The organism is Streptomyces sp. NPDC033177 (assembly GCF_055577715.1).
The window spans coordinates 472,973-491,226 of the sequence record NZ_JBVIPS010000007.1; the positions used below are offsets into that span (position 1 = coordinate 472,973).

The window sequence follows — 18,254 nt, forward strand, 5'->3', positions numbered from 1 at the left end:
GTGGCCGACGGTCCGATGCCGGGCGCCCCGGCCCGCGACACCGTGGAGCACATGATCGAAGTCAATGAGCTGACCAAGCGGTACGGCGGCACCACCGCCGTCAACAGCCTGAGCTTCACCGTGCGCCCCGGCCAGGTCACGGGGTTCCTCGGCCCGAACGGAGCGGGCAAGACCACGACGTTGCGGATGCTGCTCGGCCTGGTGACCCCCAGCGACGGCACCGCCACCATCGACGGCCGCGCCTTCGCGTCCCGGCCGCGCGGCCTGCGCCATGTCGGTGCGCTGCTCGACGCGGGCGACGTGCACGGCGGCCGCACGGCCCGCGCCCATCTGCGTGCGCTGGCCCACGCCAACGACATTCCCCGGAGCCGGGTGCCCGAGGTGCTGCGGGAGGTCGGCCTCACCGAGGTGGCCAGGCGGCGGGTGGGCGGCTTCTCTCTCGGCATGCGGCAGCGCCTCGGGATCGCCACCGCGCTGCTCGGCGACCCGCCGGTGCTGCTCTTCGACGAACCCCTCAACGGCCTCGATCCGGAGGGTGTGTTGTGGGTGCGCGGGCTCTTCCGCCGCCTTGCCGCCGAGGGGCGCACGGTCTTCGTGTCCAGCCACCTCATGTCGGAGATGGAGAACACCGCCGACCAGCTGGTCGTCATCGGCCGGGGCGAACTCATCGCCGCCGAGAGCGTCCTGGAGTTCGCCGCGCGCGGCACGAGGCTGAGCGTGACGGTGCGCACTCCGGACGCCCTGATGCTGACGGACGCGCTGAGTGCCGAGGGCGCGTCGGTGGAGGCGGACGGCGACACGCTCACCGTCACCGGTCTGCCCGCGGCCCGCATCGGTGAACTCGCCCACCATCACCGCGTGTTGCTGCACGAACTGACCACGCGGACGTCCTCCCTGGAAGAGGCGTTCATGGAACTCACCGCCGACAGCGTCGAATACCTCGCGGGAGATGCCCGATGACGACCACCGCCCCTGCCTCCGCCACTGAAGTCACCGAGGTCACCGGGCCCCGGGCCCGTTTCCGCCATCTCGTCGCCGCCGAGTGGATCAAACTGTGGTCACTGCGGTCCACGTACTGGGTCCTCGCGGTCGGCGCGCTGGCGGTCACCGGGATCAACGTGAACTCCGCAGTGGTCAACCTGGACTGGCTCTCACAACAGGACGCACCCGCGCCGATGGACCCGCGGATGCGGTTCGACGCGCTGTCGAGCGCGTTCGTCGACCCCGCCTGGCAGATCCTCATGGTCGTCGCGGGCAGCGTGGGCGCGCTCGCGGTCTTCGGCGAGTACACCAGCGGTCTGATCCGTACGACGTTCACGGCCGTCCCCGACCGGCGTGCGGTGATGCTGGCCAAGGCGGTCGTCATGACGGCGGTGATGGCCGCGATCGGCGTGTTCGTCTCGGTGACCTCGTTCGGCGTGACGCAGGCGATCCTGCGGGACCACGGGGGTCTGTCGATCGGGGACCCGGGCGCGCTGCGTGCCGTCGCGGCGTCCGCGCTGCTCGTACCGCTGAGCGCGCTCGTGGGGATGGCCGTCGGGGCCCTCGTCCGGCACGCCACGGGCAGCATCGTCACGACCCTCGTGACGCTGATCCTGGTGCCCGCCTTCCTTCAGGGCGACACGTACCGGTGGGTGAAGGAGCTCGGCAACACGATGCCGATCACGGCGTGGAACGCCCTCATCGAGAACCCCGCGATGGACCACCCGCCGGGCAAGTACGCGGAGACGATCACGGAGGCATGGATCGTGTTCGCGGCGTGGCCGGTGGCCGCGGTGATCGTCATGGTCCTTGCCGTACGACGCAGGGATCTGTGAGGAGTCCCGGGGTTACGCCGCCAGCGTCCCCGGCACGATCGCGCCAGGACCGAACTTCGCCCGCGCCCGGTCGGACACCGCCTCGATCTTGCGGGCCCTGTCGTCCACCGGGTCGAACATCAGCTGGTGGGCGGCGTGTTCGGCGGGGGCGAGCCCTTCGGCACGCAGCGAGATGCCGCGCACCCGGGCCCGCTGGAGGCCGAGCGCCTCGTACATGCGGTACGCGGACCCGGTCAGTGCGCAGGAGTGCGCGGTCGGCTCGGGCAGCGCACGCGTGCGGCTCGTCGTGGAGCGGTCCGCGTAACGCACGGTGAGGGTCAGGGAGCGGCACACCTGGCCCTCGTCGCGCATCCGCGCGCCGAGTTCCTCGGTGAGGGAGAGCAGCGCCCTGCGATGGCGTGCCGGGTCCAACTCGTCGCGGGCGAAGGGGTGTTCGGAGGCGAGGGAACGGGCGGCGGCGTTCGGCACGACGTGTGCGCGGTCGATGCCGTTCGCCCTCTCGCGCAGCTCACGGCCCGCTCGGGCGCCGACGAGGCGCTGCAGCGTGGACAGTGGCGCGGCGGCCACCTTGCCGACGGAGTCGAGCCCGTACGAGCAGAGGGTACGGGCGGTGGCGCGGCCGACCCCGGGCAGTTCGGCGACCGGCTTCGGCCCGAGGAACTCCGCGACGGCGTCCGGCCCCGGGCCCACGAACCGGGTCACCCCGGGCGCGGCCTCCCGTGCGGCCATCCGCGCCAGCATCGGCCCCGGCCCGGCGCCGATGACGCAGTCCACCCCATACAGGGCGAGCGCCCGCACCCGGATCACCGAGGCGAGCTCGACGGCGTCCCGGCCGAAGTAACGCATCGCTCCCCGTACGTCGACGAGCGCGGCGTCGGGCGGCAGGGCCTCGACGACAGGGCTGAACTCGCCGAGCAGCGTGAGCAGCCGGGGCACGGCGGCCTCGTACATGGGTGTCAGCAGAAAACGTACGCAAAGAGTGCTCATCCCGCGCTCCCCGGGCTCTGGTGCCACAGCTTCCGTCCGGTGGCCGCCCGTTCGCCGGGCGGCTGGAGGTCGGCCCAGGGGTGCATCTCGTACCCCGTGGACATCCGGATGCGGCGGCCGTCGTCCGCCGGGGCCCCGTCGCGCGCCTCATCCGGCCCTGGCTCGGCAAGGCGTGCTCCCACCGCTTCGAGTCCGCCCTCCTGCCGCAGCTCCACCAGTTCCGCCAGGTTCCACGCGGCGGCGCCGACCACGCTGAGGCTGCGCGGCCCGCGCCGCTGCACCACGCCGCGGACCAGGAGCAGCCAGGAGTGGAAGACGGTGTGCGCGCACCGTTCGTGGGCGTCGTCGAAGAAGGCCAGGTCGACCAGGCCCGTGCCGTCGTCCAGGGTGGTGAAGATGACCCGTTTCCCGGAGCGGATCGGCGGGGTCTGGGTGGCCGCCTTGGCGCCCGCGACCAGGACGGTCGCCCCGTGTTCGGCCTCCCGCAGGCGGCGGGCGCTCTGCACGCCGAGCTCCCGGAGGAACTCGGCGTGGTCGCCCATGAGATGGCGCGAGGAGTCCATGCCGAGGACGCCGAGCTCGGCGCTGAGCCGTTCCGCGTCGTCCAGGTCGGGAAGACCCGCGGGTGCCGTCTTCCGCCCGCCGGACAAGGGGAGTTGGGCCCCGGAGGCGCCCCGTGAGCCTCGCCGGAGCTCCGTCAGGTGCAGTTGCAGATCGCGGCGGTTGGCGCCGAACGCATCTAGGGCGCCGACCTGCGCGAGGCGCTGCGCGAGCGGTTTGCCGGGCCTGGCCCGCTCCCAGAAGTCCAGGAGCGAGGCGTAGGGCTGCCCGGCGGCGATCCGCTCGGCCTCGGCCTCGCTGATGCCGTGGACGTCGGCCAGCGCGAGGCGCAGGCCCCACGCCTCCCTGGGCTCGGACACCAGTTCGATACGGTGAGCGACCGCCGACCGGTTCACGTCCAGCGGAAGGATCGGCACCCCTCGCCGCCGCGCGTCCGCGAGCAGCAACCGCTTCGGGTACATCCCGGGGTCGTGCGTGAGCAACCCGGCGTAGAACGCGGCCGGGTGATGGGCCTTCAGCCACGCCGACTGATACGTCGGCACCGCGAAGGCCACCGCGTGCGCCTTGCAGAAGCCGTACGAGCCGAAGGCCTCGATGATCTCCCACGTGCGGGCGATCGTCTCGGCGTCGTACCCCCGCGCCGCCGCCTGCTGCGCGAACCAGAACCGGATCCGCCCCTGCGACTCGGGATCGGAGAGCCCGCGCCGCACCCGGTCCGCCTCGTCGCGTCCGCAGCCGGTCATGATGTCCACGATCTGGATGATCTGCTCGTGGAAGACGACGACGCCGTACGTCTCCTTGAGCGGGCCCGCCAGATCCGGGTGCGGATAGCGGACGGGCGCGCGGCCGTGCCGGGCTTCGATGAAGGGCCGCACCATGTCGGCGGCGACCGGTCCGGGTCGGAAGAGCGAAATGTCGACGACCAGGTCGTGGAAGGTCGCGGGCTGCAGCCGCCCGACCAGGTCCCGCTGGCCCGGCGACTCGATCTGGAAGCAGCCCAAGGTCTCGGTGGACTTGATGAGTTGATACGTCGCCGGGTCGTCCGGCGGCGCCGCGTCCACGTCCACCCGCTCACCCGTGGCCCGTTCGACCTCCCCCACCGCGTGCGCGATCGCCGACTGCATCCGCACGCCGAGCACATCGAGCTTGAGAAGCCCGAGGTCCTCCACGTCGTCCTTGTCGAACTGGGACATGGGCAGGCCCTCGCCGCTGGTGGGCATGACGGGCGTACGCGCGAGCAGCGAGGCGTCGGAGAGCAGCACCCCGCACGGGTGCATGGCGACCCCGCGCGGCAGCGCGTCCAGGGCCTCGACAAGATCCCACAGGCGGCCGTGCTTCTCCGACTCCCCCGCCACCGCCCGCAGTTCGGGCAGCTCCTCCATCGCCGAGCGGGCGTCCCGCGCGCGGATGTGCGGGAAGGACTTGGCGATCTTGTCGATCTCGGCCGGGTCCATGGAGAGGGCGGCGCCCACGTCGCGGATGGCGTGGCGGACCCGGTAGGTCTCGGGCATGGCGACGGTCGCGACCCGTTCGGTGCCGAAGCGGTCGATGATCGCGCGGTAGACCTCGATGCGGCGGGCCGACTCCACGTCGATGTCGATGTCCGGCAGGACGGCCCGCCGCGTGGAGAGGAACCGCTCCATGAGCAGGCCGTGCTCGACGGGGTCGGCGTGCGCGATGCCGATGAGGTGGTTGACCAGGGACCCGGCGCCGGAGCCGCGCGCCGCCACCCGGATGCCCAGGTCGCGTACGTCGTCGACCACTTGGGCCACGGTGAGGAAGTAGGAGGCGAAGCCGTGGTGGGCGATGATGTCCAGCTCGTGGTGCATCCGCTCCCAGTACTCACGGCGCGTGTCATGGCCCCGCAGCACCATCCCCGCCGCCGCCCGCGAGGCGAGCACGCGCTGGGCGCTGCGGCGGCCCGCGCCGACGAGGTGCGGTTCGGGGAAGCGGACGGAGCCGATGCCGATGTCGTCCTCGGGGTCGACGAGGCACTCGGCGGCGACCGCCTGGGTCTGCTCGACCAGGCGGCGGGCGGTGTCACGGCGGAACCCGGCTGCCTCCACGATCCGCTCGGCGTTGCCCAGCATGGCGTCGGCGCCCTTCAACCACCGTTCCCCGGTGTCGAGTTCCTTGGTCGGGTCGACGGGGACGAGGCGGCGCGCGGCGTCGAGCACGTCGGCGACCGGGCCCATGCCGGCGTCGGCGTAGCGGACGGCGTTGCTCAGGACGGGGCGCACACCCTGCTCGGCGGCGAAGCCGACGGTGCGGGCGGCGAGGCGGAGCGAACCGGGTCCGGTGCCTTCGCGGCCGTGCCAGACGGACTCGAGGCGCAGCGCATCCCCGTAGCGCTCGCGCCAGGGTGCGAGGAGGCGGGCGGCCCGGTCGGGGCGCCCGGCGGCGAGCGCGCGCCCCACGTCGGAGGCGGGGCCCAGCAGCACGGTCATGCCGTCGCCCTGGTTCTCCTCCCACGGAAGCACGGGCTGCCCCTCGCCGCTCCGGTGCGCGGCGGTGATCAGGCGGCACAGCGCGGCCCAGCCCGTGGCGCCGTCACGGGCGAGGAAGGTCACGCGGGGGGTCGACTCGTCGATGAAGGCACCTCCGCGCACCGGGGTCCGCCGCCGCGCATCGTGTGACGGCGCCGGCTCCCCCACCGCGAGCTCGGCCCCGAACAGCGGCCGCACCCCCGCCTTCGCACAGGCCTTGGCGAACCGGACGGCCCCCGCGAGGGTGTCCCGGTCGGTGAGCGCGAGGGCGTCCATGCCCCGCTCGGCGGCGCGCTCGGCGAGCCGCTCCGGGTGCGAGGCCCCGTACCGCGGGGAGAACCCGGAGACGGTGTGCAGATGCGTGAACCCGGTCACACGCACCTCCTGAAACCCTGAACCGATCCGACCTCACATGCCCCGCCTCCACCATAGACCAAGTTTCGAACGTACGTACGACACCCGAGCCGGACCGGAGTCGAAGGGCACTCCGTTTCGCCCATTCGGCCCCGCCCACCTGCGGGAACGGCAGGGGGCACGGAGCGTGGGGGCATGAGTTTCACCGATGAGTTGAAGAGCGCCGTCACCCCGCGAGCAGCCTTGCTGGTCATCGGTGTACTGGCCCTGCAGCTGCTGTTCATCGCCTCCTACGTAGGGGCCCTGCACGACCCGAAGCCGAAGGACGTGCCCTTCGGAGTCGTCGCTCCCGGCCCGGCGGCGAAGGAGACGGCGGACAAGCTCGGGAAGCTCCCCGGGGACCCGCTCGACCCACGTGTGCTCAAGGACGAGGCCGCGGCCAAGCACCAGATCATGAACCGCGACATCGACGGTGCCCTGCTCCTCGACCCCCGGGGCACCGACGACACCCTCCTGGTCGGCTCCGGTGGCGGCACCGTTCTCGCCACCGCACTGGAGAAGATCGCCACCGAGGTCGAAGGGGCCGAGAAGCGGACGGTCAAGACCGTGGACGTGGCCCCCGCGTCCAGCAAGGACTTCGACGGGCTCTCGTCCTTCTACCTGGTCGTGGGCTGGTGCGTCGGCGGCTACCTGTGCGCCTCGATCCTGGCGATCAGCGCGGGCGCCCGGGCCACCAACCGGCAGCGCGCCCTGATCAGGACCGGCGTCATGGCGCTCTACTCGATCGCGGGCGGTCTGGGCGGCTCGCTCATCATCGGGCCGATCCTGGGCGCCCTGCCCGGCAGCATCATGGGCCTGTGGGGCCTCGGCTCGCTCGTCGTCTTCTCGGTCGGCATGATCACGCTCGCCCTGCAGTCGCTGACCGGCATCGTGGGCATCGGCCTCGCCGTCCTGCTCGTGGTGATCGCGGGCAACCCGAGCGCGGGCGGCGCCTTCCCGCTGCCGATGCTGCCGCCGTTCTGGAAGGAGATCGGGCCCTGGCTGCCGCCGGGTGCCGGTACCTGGGTGGCCCGCTCCATCGCGTACTTCAAGGGCAACGCGATCACCGGACCGATGCTGGTGCTCGCCGCCTGGGCGGTCCTCGGCACCGTCATCACCCTGGCCATGTCCGCGCTGCGCGGGGACCGCCAGCCGGGTCAGCGGCCGGCGATGGAGGAACCGGAGACGGACACCGGCGCCCACCGCCGGTGAAGACCCGCTTCCCCCGGCCGTTGTCAGACCCGGGTGCGAGGCTGGAGCAATGATCACCACCCTGGCTGTCGAGAACTACCGCTCCCTGCGCAAACTGATCGTCCCCCTGGACCGGTTGAACGTGGTCACGGGCGCGAACGGCACCGGCAAGTCGAGCCTGTACCGCGCTCTGCGGCTGCTCGCCGACTCCGCGCGGGGCGGCGCGGTCTCGGCCCTGGCCCGCGAGGGCGGACTCCCCTCGGCGCTGTGGGCGGGCCCCTCGAAGGCGGAGGCCACCGGCCTCCGACTCGGCTTCGCGGGCGACGAGTTCGGGTACGCGGTCGACTTCGGGTACCCCATCCCCACCTCGGGCTCCGGCGCGGTCCCCTCCATGTTCGACCTGGACCCGGAGATCAAGCGCGAGTGCACCTGGGCCGGACCCGTCCTTCGCCCCGCCGCGCTGCTCTGCGACCGCGCGGGCCCCGCCGTGCGCACCCGCACCGCCGACGGCGGCTGGCACCGCACCCAGGGCATCAGGCCGTACGACAGCATGCTCGGCGAGCTGGCCGACCCGCAGCTCGCCCCCGACCTGCTCAGGCTGCGCGAACTGATCCGCTCCTGGCGGTTCTACGACCATGTGCGCACCGACGCCGAAGCGCCCGCCCGCGCCGCCCGCATCGGCACCCGTACGCCTGTCCTCGGCCATGACGGCGCCGACCTGGCCGCCGCGCTCCAGACCATCCGCGAGATCGGCGACCCGGCGGCGCTCGACGCGGCGGTGGACGACGCCTTCCCCGGCAGCCGGGTGGGCATCGTCGAGCAGGGCGGACGCTTCGAACTCCAGCTGCACCAGCGTGGGTTGAACCGCCCCCTGGGAGCGGCCGAACTGTCCGACGGCACCCTGCGCTATCTCCTGTGGGCCGCGGCACTGCTCACGCCCCGGCCTCCGTCCCTCCTCGTCCTGAACGAGCCGGAGACGAGCCTGCACCCGGACCTCCTGCGCCCGCTCGCGGACCTGATCCTCACCGCGACCACGGACACGCAGATCGTCCTGGTGACCCACGCCCAGCCTCTCGCCGAAGCAGTCGCCAAGGGGGCGGCCCGCCACCGCGTCGACGTCAACTCCATAGAACTGCTCAAGGAGTCGGGGCAAACGACGGTGGCGGGCCGGGACAGCCTCTTGGACGAGCCGCTGTGGTACTGGCCCACGCGCTGAGGGTCAGGCACGTCGACGCCTTCCTCGGCGAAGTTCGCCGTGGCGGTCCAGTGCGGCGAGAGAGGCCTTCTTGACGATGTGGCCGAAGGCCCCGTCCTCACAGAAAAAATCCCACCCCCGCTCTCGCAGGGGTGGGACCGGGACTTCCTGTCGAGCTACCCGAAGGGTCAGCCGATTTCCGCGCCGTAGGCGGACAGCGCTTCCGGCACCGGCTGGAAGAACGTCTCTCCGCCGGCGCTGCAGTCACCGCTGCCGCCGGAGGTGAGACCCAGCGCGGTGTCACCCGCGAAGAGCGCGCCGCCGCTGTCACCGGGCTCGGCGCAGACATCGGTCTGGATGAGTCCGTTGACGACGTCGCCGTTGCCGTAGTTCACGGTGGCGTCGAGACCGGTGACCGTGCCGTCGTGCAGCTGCGTGGTCGAGCCGCTGCGCTGCACCTTCTGACCGACGGTCGCGTCGCCCGCCTTGGTGATGGCCTGCGTCGAGCCGTTGTAGAGGTTCACCTCGCTCGGGTGCGCGGTGTCGCCGCTGTACTTGACGATGCCGTAGTCGTTCTCGGGGAAGCTGGAGCCCGCGTTCTCACCGATGGCCGGGCCGCCCTGCTCCTCCGACCAGCTGGTCACCGCCTCGGTGCAGTGGCCCGCGGTCAGGAAGTGCGGAGCGCCGTCCTTGACCACGTTGAAGCCGAGCGAGCAGCGGCTCCCGCCACCCCAGATGGCGTCGCCACCTGCGATGAAGGGCTTGAACTCCCCCTTGCTGTGCTGGAGTTCGGCCTTGGAGCCGAGCTTCTTCACGACCGCGCCGAGCTTGTCGAGCTGGGCACCCTTGACCGTGCGGTCCGCCGTGACGACGACCTTGTTGGTGGCCGGGTCGACCGCCCACGAGGTGCCGGGGATCGACGCCTTGTCGCTCAGCGTCGTCCGGGCGCTCTTCAGCTCGGCCAGGGAGTTCTCGACGACTCTCGCCTTGGCTCCCGCCGACTCGACGGCGTCGGCCGCGCTCTTGTCGAGGACGTTCACGACGAGGTTCTTGGCCTTGGCGTCGTAGTACGAGCCTGCCGCGTCCAGGCCGAGGTCCTTGCCGAGGGACGAGGCGAGCTTTCCGGCCTTCGCGACCGAGAGGGTGTCCGGCGTGGGGGTCGGGGCACTCTCACTCGCGTTCGCAGTCTGGAAGGTGATTCCGGCGGCGATCAGTGCGGTGATGCCCGCACCTGCCACGGCTGCACGTCGCTTGGATATGCGTCGGTGCTTCAAGTCACGTCCTCCTGTGGGGGGTCGGCCCGTTCGGTGTGGGGACCTGGGGACCGGAAGGCGTACCGGCACGGAGTCGCACACGCTGCGAAAGCCGCGTCCATGCCAAAGGGTGCGGCCCACTATCCCGATACCGCCCGGTAGCACACAAGGTCTACTTCAGGACGCGCACGCGACGAACACCGCGCGCTCCCCGGGTCTTCACCGACGCCGGTCTCACCACGTCGGTTCCCGCTGCAAACACCGCCTGCGAGCGGGTGATCGGCAGCGGGTAAGGACTAGTCCTGTCCGGTTTTCGACGCTCCTGGCGCGTCCCGCTCACCGGCTTCTGAATCCGGAGCACCGAAATCCGGCAGCGCGACGACGGGAGGCTCGGTCGCCGCGGGAGGCTCGCTGATGGTCGCGGCCGGCTGCTGGGCCCGCTCCAAAAAACGCAGGAGTTCCACGGGGAAGGGCAGGACGAGGGTCGAGTTCTTCTCGGCGGCGACGGCTACCACGGTCTGCAGCAACCGCAGCTGCAGCGCGGCCGGTTCCTCCGACATCTGGTGCGCGGCCTCGGCCAGCTTCTTGGAGGCCTGCAGCTCGGCGTCCGCGTTGATCACGCGGGCCCGCCGCTCGCGGTCGGCCTCGGCCTGCCGCGCCATCGAGCGCTTCATCGTCTCCGGGAGCGACACGTCCTTGATCTCGACCCGGTCGATCTGCACGCCCCAGCCCATGGCGGGGGAGTCGATCATCAACTCAAGGCCTTGGTTGAGTTTCTCCCTGTTGGAGAGCAGATCGTCCAGATCGCTCTTGCCGATGATCGAACGCAGCGACGTCTGCGCCATTTGTGAGACGGCGAAGCGGTAGTCCTCCACCTGGACGACGGCCTCGGCGGCATCGATCACCTTGAAGTAGATGACCGCGTCCACGCGCACGGTGACGTTGTCCCGGGTGATGCCGTCCTGCGCCGGGACCGGCATCGTGACGATCTGCATGTTCACTTTGCGGAGCCGGTCGACGAACGGCACGATCATCGTGAACCCTGGGCTGCGCACCGAGCGCTGCAGCTTCCCCAGCCGGAGCACCACGCCCCGTTCGTACTGTTTGACCACACGCGCCGCGGCCATCACATAGACCGCTCCGGCACATCCGACGGCCACTCCCGCCGCCACCAGCTCCTCGACCATGCCGGCCCCCAGGGTCCGAATTGGGCGTGTTGGGCGTGCACTTCGAAGGTAGCGCCGCAGGGCGAACAAAGGGAGACAGGAGAGAGCCCCCGCCCGGACTGCCGGACGGGGGCTCTCCTCAGCCGCTGGCTGCGAACTGGCCGTACGTGGATCAGTGACGTACGTGGATCAGTAGACGCTCACGCCGTACCGGCTCAGCGCCTCGGTGACCGGCTGGAAGAAGGTCGTGCCGCCCGAGGAGCAGTTGCCGCTGCCGCCCGAGGTGAGGCCGAGGGCCTTGGTCCCCGCGTAGAGCGGACCGCCGCTGTCGCCGGGCTCGGCGCAGACCGTGGTCTTGATCATGCCGTAGACGACGTCACCGCCGCCGTAGTTGACGGTCGCGTTCAGGCCGGTGACCCTGCCGCTGTGGGTGCCGGTGGTGGAGCCGCGCCGGGTCACGTTCTGGCCCACGGTGGCGTTGCCCGCGCTGGTGATGTCCTGGCTGCCGACCGTGCCCGACTTGGTGATCGAGGTGTTGGTGTACCTGACGATGCCGTAGTCGTTGGTCGGGAAGCTGGAGCCGTGCGTGGTGCCGAGCACCGTGGTCTTCGCGGAGTTGGCCCACCAGGTGCCCGCGCCGTCGGTGCAGTGCCCTGCGGTGAGGAAGTAGTAGGTGCTGCCGCTGCGGACGTTGAAGCCGAGCGAGCAGCGCCAGCTCGACGCGTAGATCGCGTCGCCGCCGGAGATCAGCTTGCTGAACTTGCCGGGGGTGCGTTCGACCTTGAGGGCGCCCGCGTTGCCGCCGGCCGCCTCCTTGATCTTGGCGATCTCGGCCTTGGAGACGGTGCTGTCGGCGGTGACGACCAGACGGTTCGTCGCCTTGTCGACACTCCATGCGGTGCCTGCGACATCCGCGTCGAGCACCGCGTCGCTCGCCTTGGTGAGCTGCGCCGAGCTGAAGGTGGTGACGTCATTGGCGTTCGCGGCGGGGACGGCGAGCGCGCCGACGGCCACGAGTCCGGTGGCCACGGCGAGCAGACGAGTACGTCTCGCTATGCCGCTGCGGGGGGTGGTGCGCTTGTTCCTCACTTGTTGTTCCTCCCGAGGGGAAGTCAGTGGGCCCGGTGGGTTGGGGCCCGTGAGGCGCAGCCAAGAGACAAAAGGCAAGCCGGATTCCGGTTACGCCGTGCCCCTGACAAGCGCTGCTCGGGAGTATTCGGGCCAAGGACATCGCGCACAAGGGCGCCTTTCGGCCGTCGGCGGGGTACACGGCGGCCGGCCCCGACGGCTGACATGTCTGTCGTACGCCATCGGGGCTCGGGTCATCGGCTTGCCTCTGACGTGTCAGCTGCCGATCAGGTTCCGCTCTCCCGCGGCGATGTCGGCGTCGAGGGTGTTCCCCGGGGGCGGGAAGGGGCAGATGAAGTGGTCGGCGAAGGCGCACGGGGGAAGAAGCGCGCGGTTGAAGTCCACCGTCGTGCGCCCTTCGGCGTCCGGAGCGGCGGGCCGCAGGAACCGGAACCGGTAGCTGGACACCCCGCTGCTCGCGTCGGCGAAGACCGCCCACAATGAGCCGTCGCCCTCCACCGACACCTGGAGCGTGTGCTCCTTTCCGGCCAGGTCGAAGGCCAGCTCACCCCCGAGACCGAGGCCTCGCTCCACCCCGTCCGCGTTGCCGACCCGGACGGTGCGCACCCCGTCGGTGGTGCTCTCGGCGGCGTACGGCGTGAAGCACCCCGGCGCGGCCCAGCGGTCGTCGTACTCCGTGGCCTCGATGCCCTTGAAGGCACGGCGCGTGGCGGACTCCGGGTCGAAGTCGCGTACCGCCCACAGACCTTCGCGGCGCAGCACGACCAGGCGGCGGTCGCCGTGCCCGACGCGGGCCGCGGCGACCGGGCCGGGGTCGGCGGCGAGGCGGACCTCGCCGGTGAACGACTGCCCGTCCAGGGTGAGCCCGGCACCGACGTCGGCGGTCAGGACGATCTCGTCGCCCGCCTCGGTCCAGCGCCCGGGGATGTCCGGAAGCGATCCATCCGGGTAATCCGCGAGCCAGTGGGTTCCGGTGAGGGAGAGCGGGCCGTAGGGCGCGGACACCGTCCGCACCCGCTGCTCGTGCCAGTGCTTCCAGTCGCGTGCTGCGTCCGTCGATGCGTCCGTGGTCATGTGATCAACCCTTCCATACGGGTTCGCGAGAACCCGGACGGCCGGGTCGGTGGCCCCTAAAGACCGCAGTCGCAGCAGGAGCAGCACTCGCAACAGGAGCAGCATCCGTTGTCGCCGCAGTTGCTGCAGCAGCCCTCCCGCCTCTTGCGGGACCAGGGGCCCTCGTACGAATCGGCACAGCACAGCTTGCAGGTGCAGCAGAGCCCGATGGCGACCGCGCACCCCGCCCAGAAGCCCCGTTTGCCCGGCTTCGGCGGCTGCGGCTCGAACCCGGGCCCTCCCCCGAACCCGCCGGGCCCACCTGGACCGCCGGGACCGACAGGGCCACCGGGCGCCCCGCCCCCGTACGGATTGCTGCCTCCGTACGGATTGCCGCTGCCGTATGCCCCGCCCTGCTGATCGTAGGGCCCGCCCGGCGGCGGTCCGAAGGAGCCGCCCTGATGGGCCGTCACCTCATGCGGGTGTCCGCACGCGTCGGTCCCGAAAGCGCGGTCCACCGAACGCCCCAGCTCATGCGCGAGCAGCAGGTGGGCGAGCTTGCCGTCGGTGAATTCGGCTTCGCGCAGCGCGAGGCGTATGCCGTGCAGGGCGTCGTCGGCGAGGCGCCGGGCCTCGGCGAGGCTGGTGCCCGTGGCCGTCAGGGGGTTCCAGGCGCCCGACGCGGCGTCAGCTTCCTTGTCCTCCACGGCATCCAGGAGATGCGCGAGCCTGCCGAAGAGCCGCCCGGCCTCGGCGAGCGGCTCTGCGTTGCCCGGCCTGCCCGCGATGACGGCGGTGTGCGCGAAGGCCGCGGCGGTCGCGGTCTCGGTCGGCTCGGTGACCGTGAGCAGGGAGGTGCCGGGGCCCGCCAAGCCCTCGATGCCGACCTGCCGTTCGACGGCGTCGAGCAGGACAGCCGTGTCGAATCCCACGTCGGCGCCGGTGCGGGCGCCGGCCCGGTCCCAGCTCCGTGCGACCTTGCGGGCGGCGGCGGCCACCGGCCTGCGCGCCAAGAGGCCGTCCCCGTCCACGACGTGGTCGCGCACCTTCGCCGACGCGAGCACCAGCGAGACCGCGGCGGCGAGCCGTGCGCCCTCGCCCTGCGCGACGGACGCGGTGCGCATGCCGCGCAGCGGGCAGGGGCCCGCGGTGCGGCGCCACCCCGTCGACTCCTGCGCCTGAGCCTCCGTCAGAACCGAGATGATCAGGCCGTCGTAGTTCGTCACGACGCGGGCGAACTGCCCGTGATCACCGCGCAGCGCGAGACAGAGGCCGCAGAGGTGCGCCATCCATTGCGTTTTGAGCCCTTCGCCCAGACGATGGCTGCAGGGCCTGACGATTCCGAACATGCGACTCCCCCGTGAGCCTGTTGTCGATCAACTCGGGCATGGTATCGAGGGGTCCGTTCACCCGTACGCACTGGTCGTCACCCATACGCCGTGAAGAATCATATTTCACTCACTGTCAGCAGCCGTACACAGCTGGACCCTTGGGGAATCACGCGTCACGGCGTGTTGACTCTGCACCAGTACCGTCACGAAAACCCCGCGCGGCGACTATCCACTTGGCGCACTATCCGCATCATGGACGAACATGGGGACAGGGAACGCAGAAAGCCCGCTGTGAGAGGAGGCGTCCATGGGATCGGTGCGCAAGGCGAGTGCCTGGCTTGGCCTCGTCGACGACAACAACAATGACGAGCGTTACTACGACGGCTACGACGACGACGGGGCCGAGGGGCCCGGCGAAGCCTGGGTGACCGACCCGCGGGTGCGGGTGGTCGCCGAGGCCGCCGAAGAGGAAGGGCGCCGGATCGGGACCGTGACCCCGGACAGTTTCCGGGACGCACGCGGCATCGGCGAACTCTTCCGGGACGGTGTCCCGGTCATCATCAACCTCACGTCGATGGAGCCCGGCGACGCCAAGCGCGTCGTGGACTTCGCGGCGGGCCTGACGTTCGGACTGCGCGGCTCCATCGAGCGCGTGGCGACGCGGGTCTTCCTGCTCAGCCCCGCCGACACGAACATCGTCAACGGGGAGGCCCGGAGCCGTCCGGCGGACGGCTTCTTCAACCAGAGCTAGCGGGCGAGGCCGCTCACCGGAAGGCGTCAAGGCCGGTGAGCGCCTTGCCCAACACGAGTTGATGCATCTCGACGGTGCCCTCATAGGTGAGCACCGACTCGAGATTCGTCGCATGCCGCATCACGGGGTACTCCAGCGAGATCCCGTTGGCGCCCAAAATCGTCCGGGACGTGCGGCAGATCTCGATCGCCTCTCGCACGTTGTTGAGCTTGCCGAAGCTGACCTGTTCGGGACGGAGCCGGCCCGCGTCCAGACGCCGGCCGAGGTGATGCGCGAGCAGGATGCCCTTGTGCAGCTCGACCGCCATGTCGGCGAGCTTGGCCTGGGTGAGCTGGAAGCCGCCGATGGGCCTGCCGAACTGCTCGCGGGTCTTGGAGTACTCGACGGCCGCCTCGAAGGAGGAGCGGGCGGCGCCCATGGCTCCCCAGACGATGCCGTAGCGCGCGTGGGAGAGACAGCTCAGCGGGCCCTTGAGCCCGGTGACCTCGGGAAGCACCGCGTCGGCGGGCAGCCGTACCTCGTCAAGCACCAGCTCACTGGTGACGCTCGCCCGCAGCGACCACTTGTGCTTGATCTCGGGCGCCGAGAAGCCGGGGGTCTCGGTGGGGACGACGAAACCCCTGATCCCGTCGTCGGTGTGCGCCCAGACCACGGCGACCCCGGCCACCGAACCGTTGGTGATCCACATCTTGCGCCCGGTGAGCACCCAGTCGGTGCCGTCCTTCTTGGCGAAGGTGCGCATGGACGCCGGGTCGGAGCCGTGGTCGGGCTCGGTCAGGCCGAAGCAGCCGATGATCTCGCCCGCGGCCATGCCGGGCAGCCAGCGCTGCTTCTGCTCCTCGGAGCCGAAGCGGTGGATGGCGTACATGGCGAGGGAGCCCTGCACGGAGACCAGCGAGCGGATGCCGGAGTCGGCGGCCTCCAGCTCCAGGCAGGCGAGCCCGTACTGGACGGAGGTCGCCCCGGCGCAGCCGTAGCCCTCCAGGGACATGCCGAGCGCGCCGATCGAGCCGAGCTCCCGGGCGAGCTCGCGGATGCCGGGCAGCTCGCCCTTCTCGTACCAGTCGGCGATGTGCGGCAGGACGCGGTCGGCCGCCCAGGTGCGGACGGTCCCGCGGATCGCGAGGTCCTCCGGCTCCAGGAGATCGTCGATGCCGAGGGGGTCGGTGGGGTCGAAGGGCGGCAGGGGCATGCGGCTGCGTGCGGACATCTCGGGCCTCCGGCGGCGCAAAAACTAGCAGTGGTAGTTACTTACGGCTCGCGTTGACGGTACCAAGGGCTGGCGGGTGGGGGAATTCCCCGGCCGAAGGCCGCGGAAGCACCTCAGCGGAGGGATTCCGCCGGGACCTCCGCCTCGCTCCGGGGCGCCGGGACCCCCTGGTCGAGCTGCGCCGCAGGCGTCCCGCACTCCATGGTCCGCGGCAGCTTGAGCGCCATCAGCGCACCGAGCAGCAGCAGCCCGGCGCTGACAAGCAGCGTCACGTGCAGCCCGTGCACGAAGGACTCGCGTGCGGCGTCGCGCAGTGCCGCGCCCGCCCCGCCACCGAGACTCGAAGCGACCTCGTACGCCTCGCCGAGCGAGTGGCTCGCGGCGGCGCTCTCCTCGGCCGGCACGCCCCGCACGGACGAGAGGCCCGGCGCGTACGCGGCGTTCATGACGCTGCCGAGCAGGGCGATGCCGATGCCTGCGCCCAGCTGGTACGAGGTCTCGCCGATCGCGGCAGCACCGCCCGCCTGCGACTGGGGCGCCTCGCTGAGCATCGACTCGTACGAACCGAAGAGCGTGGTCTGCAGGCCGAGGCCGAGCAGCACGAAGCTGAGGAGCAGCAGTGGGTCGTTGACCTCGTCGCCCAGGCCGGTGAGCACCAGCACGGCCACCGCGGTGAGGGTGAAGCCGGAGGCGACCATCGTGCGCGGGCCGAAGCGGTGCAGGAGCTTCGATCCGGCGAGGCCCGCGGCCATCGCGGCGACGGTGAGCGGCACGAGCCGCATGCCGGTCTCCAGCGGGGAGAGGCCGAGCACCAGCTGCAGATACTGTGCCGCGACCAGTTCGAGGCCCACCAGGGCGAGCATCGCGAGCACGATGCAGCCCAGCGAGGTGCTGAAGGCGGGCCGCGCGAACATCGAGAGGTCGATGAGCGGATGCTTGCGCCGCCGCTGCCTGCGGACGAAGCCGACCAGGAGGGCCGCGCCCAGGAAGAACGAGAGAAGGGTGGTCATGCCGAACGGCGACTCGCCGCCGCCCGCCCGCTTCACCGCGAACACGATGCCGAAGAGGCCGCCCGCGGCCATCAGCGCGCCGACCACGTCCCACGGCCCGTCGCGATCACCCGTCGACTCGGGGAGCAGCAGACGCCCGATGGGCAGGCTGACCAGCATCAGCGGAATGTTTATCAGGAAGACCGAGCCCCACCAGAAGTGCTCGAGGAGGAATCCGCCGAGCAGCGGGCCGCCCGCCGCGCCGATTCCGGCCACGGCGCTCCAGACACCGATGGCGACCGCGCGCTCACGCCGGTCGGGGAAGACCTGGCGGAGGATCGAGAGCGTCGCCGGCATGATCATCGCGCCGCCGACGCCGAGCAGGGCGCGGGCCGCGATCAGCACCTGGGCGTTGTCCGCCATGGCCGCCACGGCCGAGGCCACGCCGAAGAGGGCGTACCCGAGGAGCAGCACCCGTCTGCGGCCCACACGGTCACCGAGCGTGCCGAAGAGGATGAGCAGCGAGGCGCAGACCAGCGGATAGACGTCCACGATCCACAGCAGCTCGATGCCACCGGGCTTCAGGTCCTCGGTGACGGCGGGCACTGCCACGTGCAGAACGGTGGCGTCGACGGCGACGAGCAACAGGCTTACGCAGAGGACTACGAGCACCAGCCAGCGGTTGGCGCCGCCCTGCGACCCGGGTACCCGACGGCCGGAAGGAGCGGTGGCCGTGGTTGAACCCGACATGTGCGATACCTCCCAGTGATCCCTCGCATCGG

14 protein-coding genes are annotated in these 18,254 nt (G+C 71.1%); 5 read left to right on the forward strand and 9 right to left on the reverse strand.

The features are described from left to right. Positions 1-51: 51 nt before the first annotated feature. Complete coding sequence (locus ACZ5U5_RS25955; protein WP_469025930.1) at positions 52-960, forward strand: ABC transporter ATP-binding protein; 909 nt, start codon at positions 52-54, stop codon at positions 958-960. After that, a complete protein-coding gene (locus ACZ5U5_RS25960) occupies positions 957-1,817 on the forward strand; it encodes an ABC transporter permease (protein ID WP_469025932.1) in 861 nt (286 codons plus the stop codon). The genes ACZ5U5_RS25955 and ACZ5U5_RS25960 overlap by 4 nt, the downstream gene beginning before the upstream one ends. 12 nt (positions 1,818-1,829) lie before the next feature. Here ACZ5U5_RS25960 and ACZ5U5_RS25965 read toward each other — a convergent pair whose 3' ends face one another. Together ACZ5U5_RS25965 and ACZ5U5_RS25970 are read right to left on the reverse strand one after the other, a co-directional pair. Then, positions 1,830-2,804: a DNA polymerase Y family protein gene (locus ACZ5U5_RS25965; protein WP_469025935.1), complete on the reverse strand. Its 975-nt coding sequence runs from the start codon at positions 2,802-2,804 to the stop codon at positions 1,830-1,832. Further along, on the reverse strand, positions 2,801-6,226 hold the full coding sequence (locus ACZ5U5_RS25970) for a DNA polymerase III subunit alpha (RefSeq protein ID WP_469025937.1): 3,426 nt from the start codon (positions 6,224-6,226) through the stop codon (positions 2,801-2,803). Before ACZ5U5_RS25970 ends, ACZ5U5_RS25965 begins: the two co-directional genes overlap by 4 nt. 174 nt (positions 6,227-6,400) lie before the next feature. Between ACZ5U5_RS25970 and ACZ5U5_RS25975 the strand changes: the two genes are divergently transcribed. Then, positions 6,401-7,456 (forward strand): DUF3533 domain-containing protein, encoded by a 1,056-nt coding sequence (locus ACZ5U5_RS25975; RefSeq protein ID WP_469025939.1) that lies wholly within the window; start codon positions 6,401-6,403, stop codon positions 7,454-7,456. Between the two features lie 49 nt (positions 7,457-7,505). Beyond that, positions 7,506-8,651: an AAA family ATPase gene (locus ACZ5U5_RS25980; protein ID WP_469025942.1), complete on the forward strand. Its 1,146-nt coding sequence runs from the start codon at positions 7,506-7,508 to the stop codon at positions 8,649-8,651. A gap of 167 nt (positions 8,652-8,818) precedes the next feature. Here ACZ5U5_RS25980 and ACZ5U5_RS25985 read toward each other — a convergent pair whose 3' ends face one another. The 5 genes from ACZ5U5_RS25985 to ACZ5U5_RS26005 form a co-directional block, all read right to left on the reverse strand. Next, complete coding sequence (locus tag ACZ5U5_RS25985) at positions 8,819-9,904, reverse strand: S1 family peptidase (RefSeq protein ID WP_469025944.1); 1,086 nt, start codon at positions 9,902-9,904, stop codon at positions 8,819-8,821. Between the two features lie 275 nt (positions 9,905-10,179). Beyond that, positions 10,180-11,070: a slipin family protein gene (locus ACZ5U5_RS25990; RefSeq protein WP_469025947.1), complete on the reverse strand. Its 891-nt coding sequence runs from the start codon at positions 11,068-11,070 to the stop codon at positions 10,180-10,182. Between the two features lie 168 nt (positions 11,071-11,238). Further along, positions 11,239-12,138 carry a S1 family peptidase gene (locus ACZ5U5_RS25995; protein WP_469025949.1) on the reverse strand — a complete coding sequence of 300 codons (900 nt, stop codon included), beginning with the start codon at positions 12,136-12,138 and terminating at the stop codon, positions 11,239-11,241. 255 nt (positions 12,139-12,393) lie between these two features. Next, on the reverse strand, positions 12,394-13,212 hold the full coding sequence (locus ACZ5U5_RS26000) for a DUF1684 domain-containing protein (protein WP_469025952.1): 819 nt from the start codon (positions 13,210-13,212) through the stop codon (positions 12,394-12,396). A 56-nt stretch (positions 13,213-13,268) separates the two neighbouring features. After that, the gene (locus tag ACZ5U5_RS26005; RefSeq protein ID WP_469025955.1) at positions 13,269-14,540 is read right to left on the reverse strand and encodes a DUF5685 family protein; all 1,272 of its coding nucleotides are present in this window, start codon (positions 14,538-14,540) and stop codon (positions 13,269-13,271) included. Between the two features lie 289 nt (positions 14,541-14,829). Between ACZ5U5_RS26005 and ACZ5U5_RS26010 the strand changes: the two genes are divergently transcribed. Further along, positions 14,830-15,273, forward strand: a complete 444-nt coding sequence (locus tag ACZ5U5_RS26010) for a cell division protein SepF (protein WP_467686985.1) — start codon at positions 14,830-14,832, stop codon at positions 15,271-15,273. Positions 15,274-15,286: 13 nt separating this feature from the next. Here the strand turns inward: ACZ5U5_RS26010 and ACZ5U5_RS26015 are convergent, their stop codons facing one another. Both ACZ5U5_RS26015 and ACZ5U5_RS26020 read right to left on the reverse strand, forming a co-directional pair. Then, positions 15,287-16,483 (reverse strand): acyl-CoA dehydrogenase family protein, encoded by a 1,197-nt coding sequence (locus tag ACZ5U5_RS26015; RefSeq protein WP_469025958.1) that lies wholly within the window; start codon positions 16,481-16,483, stop codon positions 15,287-15,289. 113 nt (positions 16,484-16,596) lie between these two features. Continuing rightward, on the reverse strand, positions 16,597-18,222 hold the full coding sequence (locus ACZ5U5_RS26020) for an MFS transporter (protein ID WP_469025961.1): 1,626 nt from the start codon (positions 18,220-18,222) through the stop codon (positions 16,597-16,599). Positions 18,223-18,254 lie beyond the last annotated feature (32 nt).

Excerpts from the sequence above, each read along its gene's own strand:
- ACZ5U5_RS25975 (WP_469025939.1), top strand. The coding sequence starts at position 6,401 with ATGAGTTTCACCGATGAGTTGAAGAGCGCCGTCACCCCGCGAGCAGCC.
- ACZ5U5_RS26020 (WP_469025961.1), bottom strand. The coding sequence starts at position 18,222 with ATGTCGGGTTCAACCACGGCCACCGCTCCTTCCGGCCGTCGGGTACCC.
- ACZ5U5_RS26015 (WP_469025958.1), bottom strand. The coding sequence starts at position 16,483 with ATGTCCGCACGCAGCCGCATGCCCCTGCCGCCCTTCGACCCCACCGAC.
- ACZ5U5_RS25960 (WP_469025932.1), top strand. The coding sequence starts at position 957 with ATGACGACCACCGCCCCTGCCTCCGCCACTGAAGTCACCGAGGTCACC.
- ACZ5U5_RS26000 (WP_469025952.1), bottom strand. The coding sequence starts at position 13,212 with ATGACCACGGACGCATCGACGGACGCAGCACGCGACTGGAAGCACTGG.
- ACZ5U5_RS26005 (WP_469025955.1), bottom strand. The coding sequence starts at position 14,540 with ATGTTCGGAATCGTCAGGCCCTGCAGCCATCGTCTGGGCGAAGGGCTC.
- ACZ5U5_RS25980 (WP_469025942.1), top strand. The coding sequence starts at position 7,506 with ATGATCACCACCCTGGCTGTCGAGAACTACCGCTCCCTGCGCAAACTG.
- ACZ5U5_RS25965 (WP_469025935.1), bottom strand. The coding sequence starts at position 2,804 with ATGAGCACTCTTTGCGTACGTTTTCTGCTGACACCCATGTACGAGGCC.
- ACZ5U5_RS25990 (WP_469025947.1), bottom strand. The coding sequence starts at position 11,070 with ATGGTCGAGGAGCTGGTGGCGGCGGGAGTGGCCGTCGGATGTGCCGGA.
- ACZ5U5_RS26010 (WP_467686985.1), top strand. The coding sequence starts at position 14,830 with ATGGGATCGGTGCGCAAGGCGAGTGCCTGGCTTGGCCTCGTCGACGAC.
- ACZ5U5_RS25955 (WP_469025930.1), top strand. The coding sequence starts at position 52 with ATGATCGAAGTCAATGAGCTGACCAAGCGGTACGGCGGCACCACCGCC.